We start from the raw sequence: 17,176 nt of genomic DNA on the forward strand, positions 1-17,176 counted from the left end.
GTTACATACAGAAAAAATTCGGAAAATAAAACATATTATTTATCTGTTTGTTTTTGCTTCTTTTTCAAATACTCCGTACGCAATTTTTCAAGTTGCTGCTTTTTATCAAATTTGGCAGGCTTCTGTTTTTCATGGAACTTTGCCACAGCTACCTGACTTTTGGAATCCAATTGATATTTTCCCACTTTGTTCACCTACTTTTCTTGTCTCTAAAGAGAATCTACTCAACAAATATAATATACCTTATTTTCCTTAAGTAAACCTTATTACTTTATTTTAACTGCTTTTTCTCGTTTGTAGACGTAAATTAAAACACCCTTTCACTTTATTACTGCAAGCAAGGGTGTTTTAATTTTATTATTTTATTAGTTGATGGCCATTCCCACATAAGGGCACAGTTTACTCTTTCCCATCTAATAAACGACCAAGGCCACCTAATACACTACCTTCGCCAGTACTTTGCGCTGCTGGGCTTGTAAGGCGTGCTGCTAATCGGCTAAGTGTTAAGGACTGAATCCAAACTGTTCCAGGTCCTTCTAACGTTGCGAAGAATAAACCTTCGCCGCCAAATAGAGCTGTTTTTACTTTTCCAACGAACTCGACATCATAGTTAATGTCTTTTGTCATAGCAACAAGACAACCTGTATCAATGCGAAGTTTCTCACCAGGTTTTAATTCACGTTTATATACAGTTCCACCTGCGTGCATGAAAGCAAGACCGTCACCTTCAAGTTTCTGCATGATAAAACCTTCACCACCGAAGAAACCAGTTCCTATTTTTTTCGTAAATTCAATTCCGATAGAAACACCTTTTGCGGCACAAAGAAAGGCATCTTTTTGACAAACTACTTTTCCTTGATATTCTGTTAAATCTACAGGAATAATTTTACCAGGATAAGGAGCAGCAAATGAGACGTGGCGTTTGCCGTGACCTGTATTTGTAAATACAGTCATAAACATACTTTCGCCTGTAACGAGACGCTTACCAGCGCCCATTAATTTTCCGAATAAACCTCCAGATGGGCCAGAACCATCACCGAAGATTGTTTCCATTTCTATGTAATCTTCCATCATCATCATTGCGCCAGCTTCTGCGATCACGCTTTCTTCTGGATCTAACTCAATTTCAACAAACTGCATATCATCTCCGTATAACTTATACTCGATTTCATGTGCTCTCATTTTTTTCACCTCGTATGTAATAGATACTTATATTGTACAGAATTTAATAGGATTAGAATACTTTAGTTTTGTTAATTTTCAAATAAAATGGGACCAACCCAAACGGATTAGCAGCTCCCGCCAATCAAATTATCCACAAATACCGGGCTAAAATATGAATATGGAAATTCAACATTATATTAAAATTATAAAAAAATGGTGGAATGAAAGTGTTCTCATTTGACGTTTTGGATATAGCGTGATATAGTGAAATCACTATTGAGCTACATAATGTGGTACGGAAATAAAGCACGTTGAATTAAAGGCTGTAAGCTTGTTATACATTCATGTCCTTTATATCCACCTTTTCATGTGGATTCATAGTTTCATTTTTATTTAGGAGGTACATGACATGCAAACAGGTAAAGTTAAATGGTTCAACAGCGAAAAAGGTTTCGGTTTCATCGAAGTTGAAGGTGGAGACGATGTATTCGTTCACTTCTCAGCTATCCAAGGTGACGGATTCAAAACTTTAGAAGAAGGTCAAGAAGTTTCTTTCGAAATCGTTGAAGGTAACCGTGGACCACAAGCTGCTAACGTTACAAAAAACTAATTAGCTAGCGATAAAAAGCATTCCGATTTTCGGAATGCTTTTTTTTATTCTTTGGAACTCGACTCATTTGAAGATAATTCGCCCTTAAAGGTACGCTCTTCAAAGTCATCAAGCATTTGTTCATATTCTTCATGTTCTTCTGTAGCGAAAACTTGCGGATTTTTTCCATACATATCTGTACCAATAAAGTTTTCGAAATCTTCTACGTATCCTACATTTTCCTCACTGTTTACGTACATGCCATTATAGTTTTTCGAATCTCGTCTTTCTAAATCAGACGGTGTTTCAGACGTTCCGTAATTAGCAACATCTTGCCATGCATCTTCTGCATCATATTCAACAGAACGATCTTCATCATGTTTGTGGAAAGAAGGAGATAACACTTCTTCTTCAACTGGTCGTGTATTCATATTTAACTTATTTGCCGCGTGCTGGATGCATGTTGTAGCAGTCGGCATTGCTTCTAATCTTTCAAACGGAATTTCTTCACCAGACACTTCGCAAATGCCGTACGTACCTGCTTCTATTTTTTGCAAGGCATGCTTCGTATCCTCTAGCTGTTTATGCCAAAGTTCAATAAGTCCGAAGTCTTTTTCACGTTCATATAGCTCTGTTGCCATATCAGCTGGATGGTTGTCATAGCTAGATAGTTCTCCTACTGAGTCACGTTCAGAAGCACGATCTGTATTTTCATGAGTTTGTATCGTTTGCTCTAGTTCTTGTTTTTGTTTTTCTAAAATGGATTTAAATTGACCTACTTGTTGTGGAGTTAACATAGTCGTCCACCTTCCTACAATTCAGTTTCTTTACATAGTATGAGCGTTGCGAGTAGGAATTATGAGATGAATTTCAGATACGAAAAAGGAGCCGCGTTAGCAGCTCCTTTTAAAGGAAATATCCAAGTAATAACCCGATTCCCATTAAGAGACCGAAGATTGTATTTGTTTTTGCTGTTGCAATCATCGCAGGTACCATTTCCATTGGAATGCTTTTGCCGATAAAGCCTTTCGTCGCTTTAAATGCTTTCGGTGCACTTAAAAATACGATAAGCATCCATGGTGATACGATGCCCACGATAATTAAAGCAATTGTCCAAATGTAGGAAACGATGAACATAGAAGCAAGTACACCAACCGCTCGCTCGCGTCCAACGAGAATTGCTAACGTTTTACGACCGTTTTCTTTATCGCCATCTAAGTCACGAATATTATTAGCTAGTAAAATGGCACCAATTAAAATGGAGCTTGGAATAGATAGTAAAATGACTTCTGATGTTACAGTTCCAGTTTGAATAAAGAATGAAATTCCAATAATGATAACACCCATAAATAATCCGGCTGTTAACTCTCCAAATGGTGTATAGGCAATGGGAAGTGGGCCACCCGTGTAAAGGTAAGCAACGGCCATACAAACAAGACCGATTGCAGCAAGCCACCAGCTAGAATTCATACAAATATAAACACCTAATAGTATTGCGATGCCGAAAAATCCAAATGCTAAGTTAAGCACTGTTTTTGGCTGAATGCCATCGCGAACGATAGCGCCGCCGATACCAACTGAACCTTCGTGATCGAGTCCTCTTTTATAATCAAAGTATTCATTAAACATGTTTGTTGCTGCCTGAATGAGAAGACAAGCAAGAAGCATTATAAGGAAAAGAGGGAGATGGATTTGATTTATACCTCCGACCTGCATTGCATAGGCTGTTCCGATGAAAACAGGAACGAAAGCTGCTGTTAATGTATGGGGACGTAGTAAACTCCACCAAATGCGCCAGCCTGTTTGCTTGCTTGGTTTTGGCGCCATAGGAGAGGAATTCGTTTCGACGTTCATTTCCATGTTGAATCCTCCTTTGGTCACATATTGTACACAACTAAGTGTAGAAAAAGCATCATTTAGTGTCAACGTTTATTTTCTAGGAAGAGAAGGTGAATTTCTCAGAAATGCTAAACGTTGACAGGCCTTTCGTTTGAGGTGTATCTTAAAATCAAGCGTAATTATGACTATTTTTCGCCCATAGGGGGGAGACAATTGTGATTCAAACGAAACAAAAAGGCTTGCAAGAAGTTCTTAGTGCAGCCATTAAGCATGCAACTGATGAAAAAATATTGGTTAGTTTTGTAAAACAAATAGACTGGATGGATCCGCTTCTGTTTTATGCAGCAGGAAAAAGGATTGCATTGGAAAATAGATGTTATTTTGCAGATCCAGCTCAGCATGTAATATTTGCTGGAATTGGCTCTGTTTTCACTATAGCAAATTCTTCTCACAAACGCTTTCAAGCGGCTCGTGACGAGTGGGATAAAGTAAAAGAGAAAGCATTTGTACAAAGAGAAAAATATGAATTTGGAACAGGTCCTCTTTTATTTGGTGGATTTTCATTTGACCAAGAAAAAGAGAAAACGGACTTATGGAAAGAATTCGATGATACGACATTTTCACTACCAGCATTTTTATTAACTGTAAAAAATGAAAAAGCATGGTTAACGATGAATACATTCGTTTCAGCAACAGATTGTGCAGAAACTCTTTATAACGAAATTGTTTCTTTAGAAGAGAAAATTTTTGGGGAGAGTAAATGTGCATTAGAAGGATCGAAATTAACAGTTACTTCTAAAGTGGAAGTGGATCCGAAAGGCTGGATGAAAGCCATTGAGAAAGTGCAAGATGAGATGAAGCAGGGTAACGTGCAGAAGGTTGTATTAGCGAGGGAGCTAAAAGTAGAAATGGATCATCATATTGATTCTGCTCTTGTTTTAGAAGCACTTCGCATTGGGCAACCGGATTGTTACGTATTTTCTTTTGATTATAAAGGAGCATGCTTCTTAGGAGCGACGCCAGAGAGGTTAATTCGCAAAGAAGATGAGAAGTTTACTTCGATGTGTCTTGCTGGTTCAACTGGTCATGGTCAATCTATAGAAGAAAGTAAGCGAAATAGTAATGCGCTTCTTCATGATGAAAAGAATTTAGCTGAACACGGTTATGTTGTGAACATGATCAGGTCGGTATTAAATGAGCACTGCGAATACGTTAATATTCCGGAGAGTCCAGGTCTATTAACAACGAAAAACTTAATTCATTTATATACGCCTGTAGAGGCAAAAGGCACTGCGAGTCTTTTAACGATGGTAGAAGAATTACATCCAACACCAGCTCTTGGCGGGACACCTCGTTTGGAAGCGATGAAACTGATTCGTGATGTTGAATTGTTAGACAGAGGATTATATGGTGCACCGATTGGCTGGATAGATGATGAAGGAAATGGTGAATTTGCGGTTGCACTTCGCTGCGGATTATTAAATGGCGAGAAAGCATCCTTATTTGCCGGTTGCGGGATTGTAATTGATTCAGTACCGCAACTTGAATATGAAGAGACAAGTTTGAAGTTTAGACCGATGCTTGGTGCTTTGGAGGAATTAATGAAATGAACAATCATATAGAAGCATTATCATATTATTTAGGCGCGTTCGTGGATGAACTGACGCGTCTAAATGTATGTGATGTTGTCATTAGTCCAGGCTCACGGTCAACGCCGATTGCTCTACTAATGGAACAACACGAAGGAATGAACACATATTTACATGTAGATGAAAGATCTGCAGGATTTTTTGCGCTCGGTATCGCAAAAGCGAAAAAACGTCCGGTTGCATTATTATGTACGTCAGGAACGGCAGCAGCGAACTACTATCCAGCTGTATGTGAAGCTTTCCATTCACGAGTGCCGCTTATCGTCTTAACAGCAGATAGACCGCATGAATTAAGAGATGTCGGTGCACCACAAGCGATGAATCAATTTAATTTATACGGTACGTTTGTGAAGCAATTTACAGAGATGGCACTTCCAGAAGCGAGTGAAGCGATGTACCACTACGCTCGCATGACAACGCAGCGCATGATAGCAAGTGCTTGTTTAGCGCCGCAAGGACCTGTTCATCTTAATTTTCCAGTTCGTGAACCGCTTATCCCGGACTTTTCATTAGAAAGTTTATGGGATAAAGGACGCGGGGAATATACAGGAGTAGTTCAGCAAGGGAACGTGGTGATGCCGAGTGAATATGTAGATTCTCTTGTAGGGCGCCTTTCACATATGGAAAAGGGGCTTATTATTTGTGGAGATGATAGTCATTCAGAAATCGCAACGTTTGCAACGCAACTAGCTGAAAAAACGGGATACCCAATATTAGCAGACCCACTTTCTAATATTCGTAGCGGACACCACGATAAAACGATGGTAATCGACTGTTATGATACATTTTTACGAAATGAATTGTTAAAAGAGACGTGGAAGCCGGACGTTTTAATTCGTTTTGGTGGTATGCCTGTTTCGAAAGCATTAACGCAGTTCATTAAAAAACAAACGAAAGCTGTTCATATCGTTGTTGACGAATCTGGACAATGGAGAGATCCAGCTCTTGTTGCGACAGAAGTTGTACAGGCAAGTGATATTGCATTTTGCAGTACATTAATAGAAAAAATGCCAGTTATGAAAAAGAATGATTGGTCCCAAATGTGGCAACATATAAACGAAAAAACGAAGGAAACGCTTCGTGAAATGGAAACATATGAAACTGCATTTGAAGGAAAGGTTATTACAGATATTGTGCGCGTATTACCAGAAGATGCAACGTTATTTGCGAGCAATAGTATGCCAATTCGTGATACAGACTCATTCTTCTTCACATCGGATAAAAACATCCATGTGATGGCAAACCGTGGTGTAAATGGGATTGATGGAATCATTTCGACAGCTCTAGGAGCAAGCGTTATTTGCGACCCACTTGTATTAGTAATTGGTGATTTATCATTTTATCACGATTTAAATGGACTGTTAGCAGCGAAATTACATGAATTAAATATAACAATTGTCGTTGTAAATAATGATGGTGGGGGTATTTTCTCATTCTTACCACAGTATGAGAAAAAGGAACATTTTGAATCATTATTTGGAACACCAATTGGACTTGATTATGAGCATGTTGTCAAAATGTACGGCGGTTCATTTAGCCGTGTAAATGGTTGGGAGCAATTCCGAGAAGAAGTTCGAAAAGGAACGACGACAGAAGGTTTACACGTTGTGGAAATTTGTACGAATCGTGATGAAAACTTAACATTGCACCGTACGTTATGGGCAAAAACACAGGACGTAATTACTACATCGTTGCAAGGTGAATCAAAATGAAGGTAACGCTGCAAGGTGTATCGTATGAATATGAAGTAGTCGGAAGCGGGGAACCACTTCTACTTCTTCATGGTTTTACGGGAAGCATGGAAACGTGGCGTTCTTTTATCTCTTCATGGAGTGAGCAGTTTCAAGTTATTGTAGTTGATCTTGTTGGGCACGGAAAGACGGAGAGTCCTGAAGATGTTGCGCATTATGATATCCGAAATGTGGCATTGCAAATGAAAGAACTACTAGATTACCTTCATATTGAAAAAGTACATATACTTGGCTACTCAATGGGAGGAAGACTGGCGATTACGATGGCATGTCTATATCCAGATTATGTACACTCTCTTTTATTAGAAAATTGTACAGCTGGGCTCGAAGACGAAGCGGATAGAAAAGAACGTCGTGAAAAAGATGATCGACTTGCTCATAAAATTGAGCGAGAAGGCATCAATAGCTTTGTAGCAATGTGGGAAAATATTCCGCTGTTTGAAACGCAAAAAAGTTTAGCACAAAACGTACAAGAAGCAGTGCGAAAAGAACGACTTGCTAACAACCCAAAAGGGCTCGCAAATAGCTTACGCGGCATGGGAACAGGGGCTCAGCCTTCATGGTGGAATGAGTTGCCAAACTTAAAAATACCTGTTCTTTTAATGAACGGAGAGCATGATGAAAAGTTCTTTCGCATATTAAAAAACATCGAAAAATGCGTCTCTGACGCGAAATTTGTCAAAATTGATGGTGCTGGCCATGCAATTCATGTGGAACAACCGGAAAAGTTTGATACAATAGTAAAGGGATTTCTAAAAACTATGCAGTGATGCTTTTTCATCTAAGAAGGAAGCTACACTTATAGAGGAGATCAGAAATATACAAGGAGGTAGTTGTAATGGCTATTGAATGGGTAAAAGAAGGCAATTACGAAGATATTATTTATTCAACATACAATGGTATCGCAAAGATTTCGATTAATCGCCCTGAAGTACATAACGCATTCCGTCCTAAAACGGTAATGGAGTTAATCGACGCTTTTGCACAAGCTCGTGATGATGCAAATGTTGGCGTTATCATTTTAACAGGTGAAGGTGGACGTGCATTCTGTTCTGGCGGCGACCAAAAAGTTCGTGGTCATGGTGGATATGTAGGTGACGACCAAATCCCACGTCTAAACGTATTAGACTTACAACGTCTAATTCGCGCAATTCCTAAACCAGTTATCGCAATGGTAGCAGGTTATGCAATCGGTGGTGGACACGTACTTCATATCGTATGTGACTTAACAATCGCTGCAGACAACGCTGTATTCGGACAAACAGGTCCTAAAGTAGGAAGCTTTGACGGTGGATACGGAGCTGGTTACTTAGCTCGTATGGTAGGCCACAAGAAAGCTCGCGAAATTTGGTACCTATGCCGTCAATACAGTGCTGGGGAAGCACTTGATATGGGCTTAGTAAATACAGTAGTACCATTAGAACAACTTGAAGCAGAAACAGTACAATGGGCACAAGAGATCTTAGCAAACAGCCCAATGGCACTTCGTTTCCTAAAAGCTGCATTCAACGCAGACACAGACGGTCTAGCTGGTATTCAACAACTAGCTGGAGATGCAACGTTATTGTACTACACAACTGACGAAGCAAAAGAAGGTCGCGACGCATTCAAAGAAAAACGCAGTCCGGACTTCGGTCAATTCCCTCGTTTCCCGTGATGAAAGCGGAGCCGACTGTTTAGCCCCGTTGGCTAAGGTTCTTTCGCACAGAAAGTGTTTTTTACTTTCTTGTGCGGAAGGTTCTTAGACGGAAGGGGCTAGGAGGCGCAGCTGGATAAAATCAAAAGCGGAAGCGGCTCGCTTAGAATATGAGGGGGATGGAGCTTCTGACGTAGAGGCGTTTTTTGCCTCGTAGGAAGAAGTGAAGCCACCGAACATTCTAGCTGCTGTAGCTGGATGAAACCAAAAGCGGAAGCGGCTCGCTTAGAATATGAGGGGGATGGAGCTTCTGACGTAGAGGCGCTTTTTGCCTCATAGGAAGAAGTGAAGCCACCGAGCATTCTAGCTGCTGTAGCTGGATGTGACAAAGCGGAAACAAAACAACTAAGAGACTTGATGTCATATCAAGTCTCTTTCTTTCATGAAAGGAGAATGTATGATGGAGACGATGCCAAATTGGTTAAAGCAACGTGCATTTTTAACACCAGATCGCACTGCAATTGAAATAGAGGAAGAGAAAGTTACTTTTATGCAGCTGCATGAAAAAGTAGTATCTGTTTGTGAACACCTTACGCATGTAGGAGTGAAGCGTGGGCAAAAGGTGGCTGTTCTGATGAAAAATGGTATGGAGATGATTACAGTTATTCACGCTCTATCTTACGTAGGGGCAGTAGCTGTACTTTTAAATACGCGTCTTTCAAGAGAAGAGCTACTTTGGCAAATGGATGATGCTGAAGTTATTTGTTTAGTGACCGATCAAGAATTTGATGCTAAAGATGTTCCTGTCTATTCATTCGCCGAAGTGATGAATGGACCAAAAGAGGAAGCCTCTATACAAGAAGAATTCTCTTTAGAAGAAGCGATGACGATTATTTATACGTCAGGGACGACAGGGAAACCGAAAGGCGTTATTTTAACATATGGAAATCACTGGGCCAGCGCGGTTGGCTCTTCGCTTAATTTAGGACTTCGTGATGATGATTGCTGGTTAGCGTGTATGCCGATGTTCCATGTTGGCGGGTTATCTCTTCTAATGAAAAATATTATGTACGGCATGCGCATTTTACTCGTTCCGAAATATGATGCTGATTTTATTCATACAGCACTTCAAACGAGAGGCGTAACGATTATTTCAGTCGTATCAAAAATGTTAACTGATTTATTAGAGAGACTTGGAGAAGAAACATATCCTTCTTCTTTACGATGTATGTTACTTGGCGGAGGACCAGCGCCAAAACCGTTACTCGAAACATGTGTAGATAAAGGAATTCCTGTGTATCAAACGTACGGTATGACAGAAACGTCTTCGCAAATTTGTACGTTGTCCGCAGATTACATGTTAACGAAAGTAGGATCAGCTGGAAAGCCACTATTTCAGTGCCAACTTCGTATTGAAAAAGACGGCGTAGTAGTGCCGCCACATGCGGAAGGTGAAATCGTAGTAAAAGGACCGAACGTAACAGGCGGTTATTTTAACCGTGAAGATGCGACGCGTGAGACTATTCAAAACGGATGGCTTCATACTGGCGACCTCGGTTATTTAGATGAAGAAGGATTTTTATACGTATTAGATCGCCGCAGTGATTTAATTATTTCTGGCGGAGAGAATATATATCCGGCTCAAATTGAAGAAGTGTTGCTGTCCCATCCAGCGATAGCGGAAGCTGGTGTTGTAGGTATGACTGATGATAAATGGGGACAAGTACCCGCTGCTTTTGTTGTGAAAAGCGGGGCGGTAACAGAAGAAGAAATTCTTCACTTTTGCGAGGAGAAATTAGCGAAATATAAAGTGCCGAAGAAAGCATGTTTCTTAGAGGAATTACCACGTAACGCTTCGAAAAAATTGTTAAGACGAGAGTTAAGACAATTAGTGGAGGAGATGTAGGTGGAAATAAAAAAAGCGACACTTCATATAACAGAAATGCCACTCGTAATCCCGTTTGCTGCAAGCTACGGGACTTACGAAAAGCGTGAGAGTATCGTTATTGAATTAGAAGATGAAGACGGGTACATTGGATTTGGCGAAGTCGTTGCGTTCTCTGAACCGTGGTATACGGAAGAAACGGTGAAGACGGCGCTGCATGTACTGCAAGACTTTTTAATACCTGATTTATTAAAGGCTGAAATTTCTCATCCGAATGAGGTACCGGGTCTATTTCAACATATAAAAAGAAACCGAATGGCAAAGGCCGGAATTGAAGGGGCTGTTTGGGATTTATATGCGAAGTGTCAAAAGAAATCGTTAGCGACAGTGCTTGGCGGAACGAAGTCTGAAATTGAAGTCGGCGTTGTAATTGGGATCAATACGATTCCGGTTATGTTAAAACAAATCGAGAAGTACGCAGAAGAAGGATACGAGCGTTTTAAAGTGAAAATAAAGCCAGAGCATGATTACGAATTATTGAAAGAGATTCGAAAAGAGTTTCCGCATATCCCGCTAATGGCAGATGCAAATTCAGCATATACATTAGGGGATACGGAGAGGCTGAAACGACTAGATGAATTCCAATTAATGATGATTGAACAACCGTTAGCCGATTATGATTTTCTTGATCACGCGGAGTTGCAAAAGAAAATTGAAACGCCGATTTGTTTAGATGAAAGTATTCATAGTTTAGAAGATGCACGCGTTGCGATTACCCTTGGTAGCTGCCAAATTGTGAACATTAAACCAGGGCGAGTGGGCGGATTAACAGAATCGGTTCAAATCCATAATTATTGCATGGAGCACAACATACCCGTTTGGTGCGGCGGTATGGTGGAGATGGGGATTTCAAGAGCACAAAATGTTGCGCTTGCCTCATTGCCGAACTTTACGATTCCAGGCGATATATCTGCTTCTAGCAGACATTGGGAGCAGGATATTATTTCGCCGGAAGTGACGCTTAAGGGCGGAAAAGTTATGGTGCCGCAAAGTGTTGAAGCTGAGTATGAAGTAGACCGTGGAAGGTTGGCGGAGATCACGAAACAGCGAATTGTTTTGGAGCGGTAACTTGAGTCTTTAGAGTAGCGGGCGAATTTCGTTGTTAATTGTCGGTAAGTCGATATATTTCAATAATCGCTGATATAATGCGAGTTACGGTCGATATAATTGAGAAATCGCCGATATAATTCAAGTTATGGTCGATATATTTGGAAAATCGCTGATATAATTTTATTTACAAAGGTTACTCTAACGGGTAACCTTTTCGTATTGTACAAATTGGATAGACTAGTTTACAATCGAGCGTATAAAAGGGGGAGTAAAATGAAGCGCATTTCAATTTTAATAGTGGATGATGAGGCAGAAATTGCTGATTTAATTGAGATACATTTAGAAAAAGAAGGGTACCACGTCGTGAAGGCAGCAGACGGGGAAGAGGCTGTTCATATTATTGAAACGCAGCCAATCGACTTAGTGGTTTTAGATATTATGATGCCGAAAATGGATGGGTATGAAGTGACGCGTCAAATTCGCGCAAAGCACCATATGCCAATCATTTTCTTAAGTGCGAAAACTTCGGACTTTGATAAGGTGACAGGTCTTGTATTAGGCGCAGATGATTATATGACGAAACCTTTTACACCGATTGAATTAGTTGCGCGTGTAAATGCACAATTACGTAGGTTTCTTACATTAAATCAGCCGAAAGTAGCGGAGAATAAATCTGCTTTAGAGATAGGCGGAGTTATTATTGATCCTGAGCGAAGAACAGTGAACGTCTATGGAGAGCAAATTGAGTTAACACCGAAAGAGTTTGATATTTTATATTTATTAGCGAGCCATCCGAAGAAAGTGTATAATGTGGAAAATATTTTTCAGCAAGTATGGGCAGATGATTATTATGAAGGCGGAAATACAGTTATGGTACATATTCGTACGTTGCGGAAAAAGCTTGGGGAAGATAAAAGAAAGGATAAATTAATAAAAACAGTGTGGGGAGTAGGTTATACTTTCAATGGCTAATATGATGAAAAGTTTTCGATTTAAAATGATTGCCTTATTTGCGTTAAGTATGGTGCTTGCAGCAACTGTAACTTATATAATTTATAAAGGATTGCAGCTGTATTATAAAACGATGGTTCGCTACGAAGAGCCTTTAGCGCAATTTAGGTCAGTGGTAAGGGAATTTGGAGACATTAACTTCTTTTTAATTTTCTTTATTCCGTTATCTATTATCTTTTTCTTCTTTTTGACAAAACCGTATTTAAAGTATTTTAGTGAGATTTCTAACGGGATTCATCATCTTGCGAACGGTAACTTTACGAATAAAGTTCAAGTTTCATCAAACGATGAGTTTGGAGATATCGCACGTGAAATAAATGTTGCGAGTGAAAAGTTAAAAGAAGCGGTGGAAAGAGGAGACTTTGCTGAAAGTAGTAAAGATCAGCTCGTTGTAAACTTAGCTCATGATTTAAGAACTCCATTAACATCCGTGTTAGGGTATTTAGATTTAATTCTTAAAGATGAGAATTTAACAAAAGAACAAATTAAACATTTCTCCACAATTGCATATACGAAATCGCAAAGGCTCGAAAGTTTAATTGATGAGTTATTTGAAATTACACGTATGAATTATGGCATGCTAAAGCTGGATAAAAAGCCGATTGATATAAGTGAACTACTTATACAGTTAGATGAGGAATTGTATCCTTTATTAGAGAAACATCATTTACAAGCTAGGTTGAATATTGATCCTCATTTGCCAATTAACGGTGATGGAAAATTGTTAGCTAGAGTATTTGAAAACTTGTTAACAAATGCCGTTCGATACGGATATGATGGGCAATTTGTTGATCTGAATGGGTATATCGATAATGGAGAAGTTGTCGTACAAGTTATGAATTATGGAGACAGCATTCCAGAAGAAGATTTACCGTATCTTTTTGATATGTTTTATACAGGTGATAAATCGAGAACTGAGAACCGTGGCGGGACAGGCCTTGGACTGTTTATTGCGAAAAATATTGTTGAGCAGCATAACGGTACAATTTCTGCTGAAAGTAATGTAGTTAGAACAATGTTTGAAGTGCGATTGCCAAAAGACGAGAACTTAACAATTTAATAAAAATTTAAACTTTACCCCACTTTTTATTTTAATAGTTTTTTCTATTCTATACGTAAGTTACGTTAAGGAGGAACTAGAAATGAAAAAGTGGGTATTTATTTCTTTTTTTATAGCATGCACAGTATGTGTAGGCTTTTATATATCACCGTTATTTCAGAAGGAAATCGATGTTAAAATTGTCGGAAAAGATGAGCTAGTAAAGGCGACAAATACCGAGAGGAAAGAGATTACGAAGGAACAAATTTATAAGGGTGATTTATTATTAGTTAATAGGGATTATCCAGTAAAAAAAGATAGTATTAGGTCTGATATTATAAATGTAAATCATAATAGTGAATTAGTGAGAGGCTACGTAATATTTGATAGAAATCTTCGTTTATCAAAGTATGTTGTAAAAAAGTTTTTGAACGTTGTCGATGCGGCTGGAAAAGATGGCGTACAGCATTTCTTAATGAGTAGTGGGTATCGAGATTTTAAAGAACAAAGTAAATTATATAAAGAAATGGGATCTGATTACGCGCTTCCAGCAGGATATAGTGAACATAATTTAGGATTATCACTAGACGTTGGATCAACGCAAAAGAAGATGGAGAAAGCGCCTGAAGGAAAATGGATCGAAGAGAACGTATGGAAGCATGGCTTTGTATTACGTTATCCGAAAAATAAAAGTAACATTACTGGAATTCAATATGAGCCATGGCATATCCGTTATGTTGGCCTACCTCATAGCGCAATTATGCAAAAAAAAAATTTCACACTAGAGGAATATTTAGAGTTTTTAAAAGAGGAAAAAGAGATTTCAACTGAAGTAGAAGGTAAGAAATATACTGTTTCTTATTATAAAGTTTCTGAGAATATGAAAGTGAACGTTCCAGCAAACAAGCAGTATAAAATTTCCGGGAACAATATGGATGGGGTTATTGTGACGGTTGAGGAATAAAGAAAAAGGCTGTGCCATTTGGGACAGCTTTTTTTATATAAGAAAGGAATTGACGTTTCTTGTCGGTAAATCGATATTCCTTGTCGAATCGTTGATATATTATAAGTTATGATAGATATAATTGAAAAATCGTTGATATATTGTAAGTTATGATAGATATATTCAAAAAATCGTTGATATAATTTCCTATACTATTACCATTTTGGAGGAGCATCTTTTTATTCACTTTCAAACATTATAACGTTATATTTACTTCTCCCTTTTTTTGTGTTACGCTAAACTTGTGAAAGACATATAAAATGAAACTTTAATGTAAGCGTATTCTTATGGCTTCTTATAGAAAAGGGTGGAAGTACAATGACAGAACGATTCGTACTACGTAATGTGAAACGTGTGAACGGGGAAGAGATTGACATTGTAATTGAAAATAATAAAATCGCACAGGTGACGAAAGCTGGTGCTGTCGAAGGTGGAAAGGTTCTTGATTACTCAGGTACTTACGTATCGAGCGGCTGGATTGATTTACATGTTCATGCTTTTCCGGAGTTTGATCCGTATGGCGATGAGGTGGATGAAATTGGCGTTAAGCAAGGGGTAACGACAATTGTTGATGCGGGCAGCTGCGGAGCTGATCGTATTGCAGATTTAGTAAAAAGTAGGGAGCAGGCAAAAACGAATTTATTTGCCTTTTTAAATATTTCTCGCATCGGTTTGAAACGAATTGATGAATTATCCAATATGGAATGGATCGATAAAGAGAAAGTAATAGAAGCAGTAGAAAAGTATAAAGATGTAATCGTTGGGTTAAAGGCGAGAATGAGTAAAAGTGTCGTTTGTGACAGTGGAATTGAACCGCTTCATGTTGCACGCTCGTTATCTCGTGAAACATCATTGCCGATTATGGTACATATCGGTTCAGCACCTCCTCGCATAGAGGAAGTTGTACCTCTTTTAGAAAAAGATGATGTCATTACACATTACTTAAACGGGAAAGAAAATAATTTATTTGATGAAAAAGGAAAACCGCTACCTGTATTACTAGATGCAGTGAAGCGCGGTGTTCATTTAGATGTTGGTCACGGTAATGCTAGTTTTTCTTTTAAAGTAGCAGAAGCGGCGAAGCGTCACGATATCACCTTTAATACGATTAGTACAGATATTTACCGGAAGAATCGTATACACGGTCCCGTGTATAGTATGGCTCACGTTCTTTCGAAATTCCTTTACTTAGGTTATCCGCTAGAAGAAGTAATTGATGCGGTTACGAAACATGCGGCAGAGTGGCTGAAAAAACCAGAGCTTGGTCGTATTCAAGAAGGCGATATTGCAAACTTAACTTTATTTACGGTGAAAGATGAGAAGGTTACGTTAATTGATTCAGAAGGGGATCAGCGCATTGCTGAAAGAAGAATTGATACGAAAGGGGTTGTCATCAATGGGTCATTCATTGAATGCTAAGTACGGATTAAAAAGAGTAATTAATGCGAGCGGTAGAATGAGTATTTTAGGTGTATCCGCTCCGACAGATACAGTGATGGATGCGATGAAACATGGTGGACAAAATTATGTGGAAATTGCTGATTTAGTAGATAAAGCGGGAGACCATATTGCGAGAATTCTAGATTCAGAGGCAGCGGTCGTTGTGAATTCAGCATCGAGCGGAATTGCACTTTCTATCGCTGGTATCGTGACAGAAGGAAATCGCCGTAAAAGTGAAAGACTTCATCAAGAGGTCATCGCGAAAAACGAAGTGATTATGTTAAAAGGGCATAACGTTCAATACGGTGCTCCAGTCGAAACGATGATTTATTTAGGCGGCGGTAAACTTGTAGAAGTTGGCTACGCAAATGAAGGGAAAGCAGAGCATATTGAAGATGCAATTGGTGAGAATACAGCAGCGATTCTTTATGTGAAATCCCATCACGCCGTGCAAAAAAATATGATTTCTGTTGAAGAAGCATGGGAAGTTGCGCAGCGAAATAACGTACCACTTATCGTTGATGCGGCAGCTGAAGAAGATATTCAAAAATATGTGAAGTATGCAGACCTTGCCATTTATAGTGGTTCAAAGGCAATTGAAGGACCTACTTCTGGTATTGTTGGCGGGAAACGAAAATATATTGAGTGGCTGAAAGTGCAATTACATTGCATCGGAAGAAGTATGAAAGTTGGGAAAGAAACAACTTTCGGCTTACTTCAAGCGCTTGATGAGTACGGCGTAAAAGAAGATAAAAGTGAGCAAGAAAAAGAATTGCTACAAGTACTTATGCCGCTAAAAGAATTAAAAGGTGTAAATGTAACGATTGTTCAAGATGAAGCTGGAAGAGCAATCTTTAGAGCACGTATTCATATTAGCGAAAAAGAGTTAAATAAATCGGCAAAAGACGTTGTGACAGCATTACGCGAAGGGGAAATCGCAATCTATACACGTGATTACGGAGTAAGACAAGGATTCTTTGATATTGATCCACGTCCACTTCAAGGTGATGACATACATGTGATTGAAGAAAAATTGAGAGAAATTGTAGGGGGAAACTAA

The 17,176-nt window shown here is 39.0% G+C and carries 16 protein-coding genes; 12 read left to right on the forward strand and 4 right to left on the reverse strand.

Features of this window, described 5'->3' with window-relative positions; translation table 11 throughout:
- Positions 1-35 precede the first annotated feature (35 nt).
- Positions 36-185: a hypothetical protein gene (locus ACTFR8_RS08415; RefSeq protein ID WP_000521639.1), complete on the reverse strand. Its 150-nt coding sequence runs from the start codon at positions 183-185 to the stop codon at positions 36-38.
- Between the two features lie 214 nt (positions 186-399).
- On the reverse strand, positions 400-1,182 hold the full coding sequence (locus tag ACTFR8_RS08420) for a TIGR00266 family protein (protein ID WP_001201257.1): 783 nt from the start codon (positions 1,180-1,182) through the stop codon (positions 400-402).
- A gap of 391 nt (positions 1,183-1,573) precedes the next feature.
- Between ACTFR8_RS08420 and cspD the strand changes: the two genes are divergently transcribed.
- Positions 1,574-1,774, forward strand: a complete 201-nt coding sequence (gene cspD, locus ACTFR8_RS08425; RefSeq protein ID WP_001193054.1) for a cold-shock protein CspD — start codon at positions 1,574-1,576, stop codon at positions 1,772-1,774.
- Positions 1,775-1,818: 44 nt separating this feature from the next.
- Here cspD and ACTFR8_RS08430 read toward each other — a convergent pair whose 3' ends face one another.
- Both ACTFR8_RS08430 and ACTFR8_RS08435 read right to left on the reverse strand, forming a co-directional pair.
- The gene (locus ACTFR8_RS08430; RefSeq protein WP_000957392.1) at positions 1,819-2,550 is read right to left on the reverse strand and encodes a yteA family sporulation protein; all 732 of its coding nucleotides are present in this window, start codon (positions 2,548-2,550) and stop codon (positions 1,819-1,821) included.
- 109 nt (positions 2,551-2,659) lie between these two features.
- Complete coding sequence (locus tag ACTFR8_RS08435) at positions 2,660-3,613, reverse strand: 1,4-dihydroxy-2-naphthoate polyprenyltransferase (protein WP_153600599.1); 954 nt, start codon at positions 3,611-3,613, stop codon at positions 2,660-2,662.
- A 194-nt stretch (positions 3,614-3,807) separates the two neighbouring features.
- Between ACTFR8_RS08435 and ACTFR8_RS08440 the strand changes: the two genes are divergently transcribed.
- The 11 genes from ACTFR8_RS08440 (at position 3,808) to ACTFR8_RS08490 (ending at position 17,176) form a co-directional block, all read left to right on the forward strand.
- Positions 3,808-5,202, forward strand: a complete 1,395-nt coding sequence (locus tag ACTFR8_RS08440) for an isochorismate synthase (RefSeq protein ID WP_000616750.1) — start codon at positions 3,808-3,810, stop codon at positions 5,200-5,202.
- A complete protein-coding gene (gene menD / locus ACTFR8_RS08445) occupies positions 5,199-6,953 on the forward strand; it encodes a 2-succinyl-5-enolpyruvyl-6-hydroxy-3-cyclohexene-1-carboxylic-acid synthase (RefSeq protein WP_098601422.1) in 1,755 nt (584 codons plus the stop codon). Before ACTFR8_RS08440 ends, menD begins: the two co-directional genes overlap by 4 nt.
- A complete protein-coding gene (gene menH, locus ACTFR8_RS08450) occupies positions 6,950-7,762 on the forward strand; it encodes a 2-succinyl-6-hydroxy-2,4-cyclohexadiene-1-carboxylate synthase (protein WP_252209714.1) in 813 nt (270 codons plus the stop codon). The genes menD and menH overlap by 4 nt, the downstream gene beginning before the upstream one ends.
- Positions 7,763-7,830: 68 nt before the next feature.
- Positions 7,831-8,649, forward strand: a complete 819-nt coding sequence (gene menB, locus ACTFR8_RS08455) for a 1,4-dihydroxy-2-naphthoyl-CoA synthase (RefSeq protein WP_000963884.1) — start codon at positions 7,831-7,833, stop codon at positions 8,647-8,649.
- Positions 8,650-9,088: 439 nt separating this feature from the next.
- Entirely contained in the window at positions 9,089-10,534 is a 1,446-nt protein-coding gene (locus ACTFR8_RS08460; RefSeq protein ID WP_044584944.1) for an o-succinylbenzoate--CoA ligase, read from the forward strand.
- Positions 10,535-11,641, forward strand: coding sequence for an o-succinylbenzoate synthase (gene menC, locus ACTFR8_RS08465; protein ID WP_098871819.1), 1,107 nt, complete (start codon positions 10,535-10,537; stop codon positions 11,639-11,641).
- Positions 11,642-11,896: 255 nt separating this feature from the next.
- Positions 11,897-12,595, forward strand: coding sequence for a response regulator transcription factor (locus tag ACTFR8_RS08470; RefSeq protein ID WP_000822516.1), 699 nt, complete (start codon positions 11,897-11,899; stop codon positions 12,593-12,595).
- Entirely contained in the window at positions 12,588-13,694 is a 1,107-nt protein-coding gene (locus ACTFR8_RS08475) for a HAMP domain-containing sensor histidine kinase (RefSeq protein ID WP_061654864.1), read from the forward strand. Before ACTFR8_RS08470 ends, ACTFR8_RS08475 begins: the two co-directional genes overlap by 8 nt.
- An 82-nt stretch (positions 13,695-13,776) precedes the next feature.
- Entirely contained in the window at positions 13,777-14,637 is an 861-nt protein-coding gene (locus tag ACTFR8_RS08480; protein WP_252209713.1) for a M15 family metallopeptidase, read from the forward strand.
- Positions 14,638-14,994: 357 nt separating this feature from the next.
- On the forward strand, positions 14,995-16,095 hold the full coding sequence (locus ACTFR8_RS08485) for an amidohydrolase/deacetylase family metallohydrolase (RefSeq protein WP_109139969.1): 1,101 nt from the start codon (positions 14,995-14,997) through the stop codon (positions 16,093-16,095).
- Complete coding sequence (locus ACTFR8_RS08490) at positions 16,073-17,176, forward strand: DgaE family pyridoxal phosphate-dependent ammonia lyase (RefSeq protein ID WP_061664539.1); 1,104 nt, start codon at positions 16,073-16,075, stop codon at positions 17,174-17,176. The genes ACTFR8_RS08485 and ACTFR8_RS08490 overlap by 23 nt, the downstream gene beginning before the upstream one ends.

Origin of the sequence: Bacillus cereus group sp. MYBK15-3 (assembly GCF_051916765.1) — a bacterium.
Classification (GTDB): Bacteria; Bacillota; Bacilli; order Bacillales; family Bacillaceae_G; genus Bacillus_A; species Bacillus_A cereus.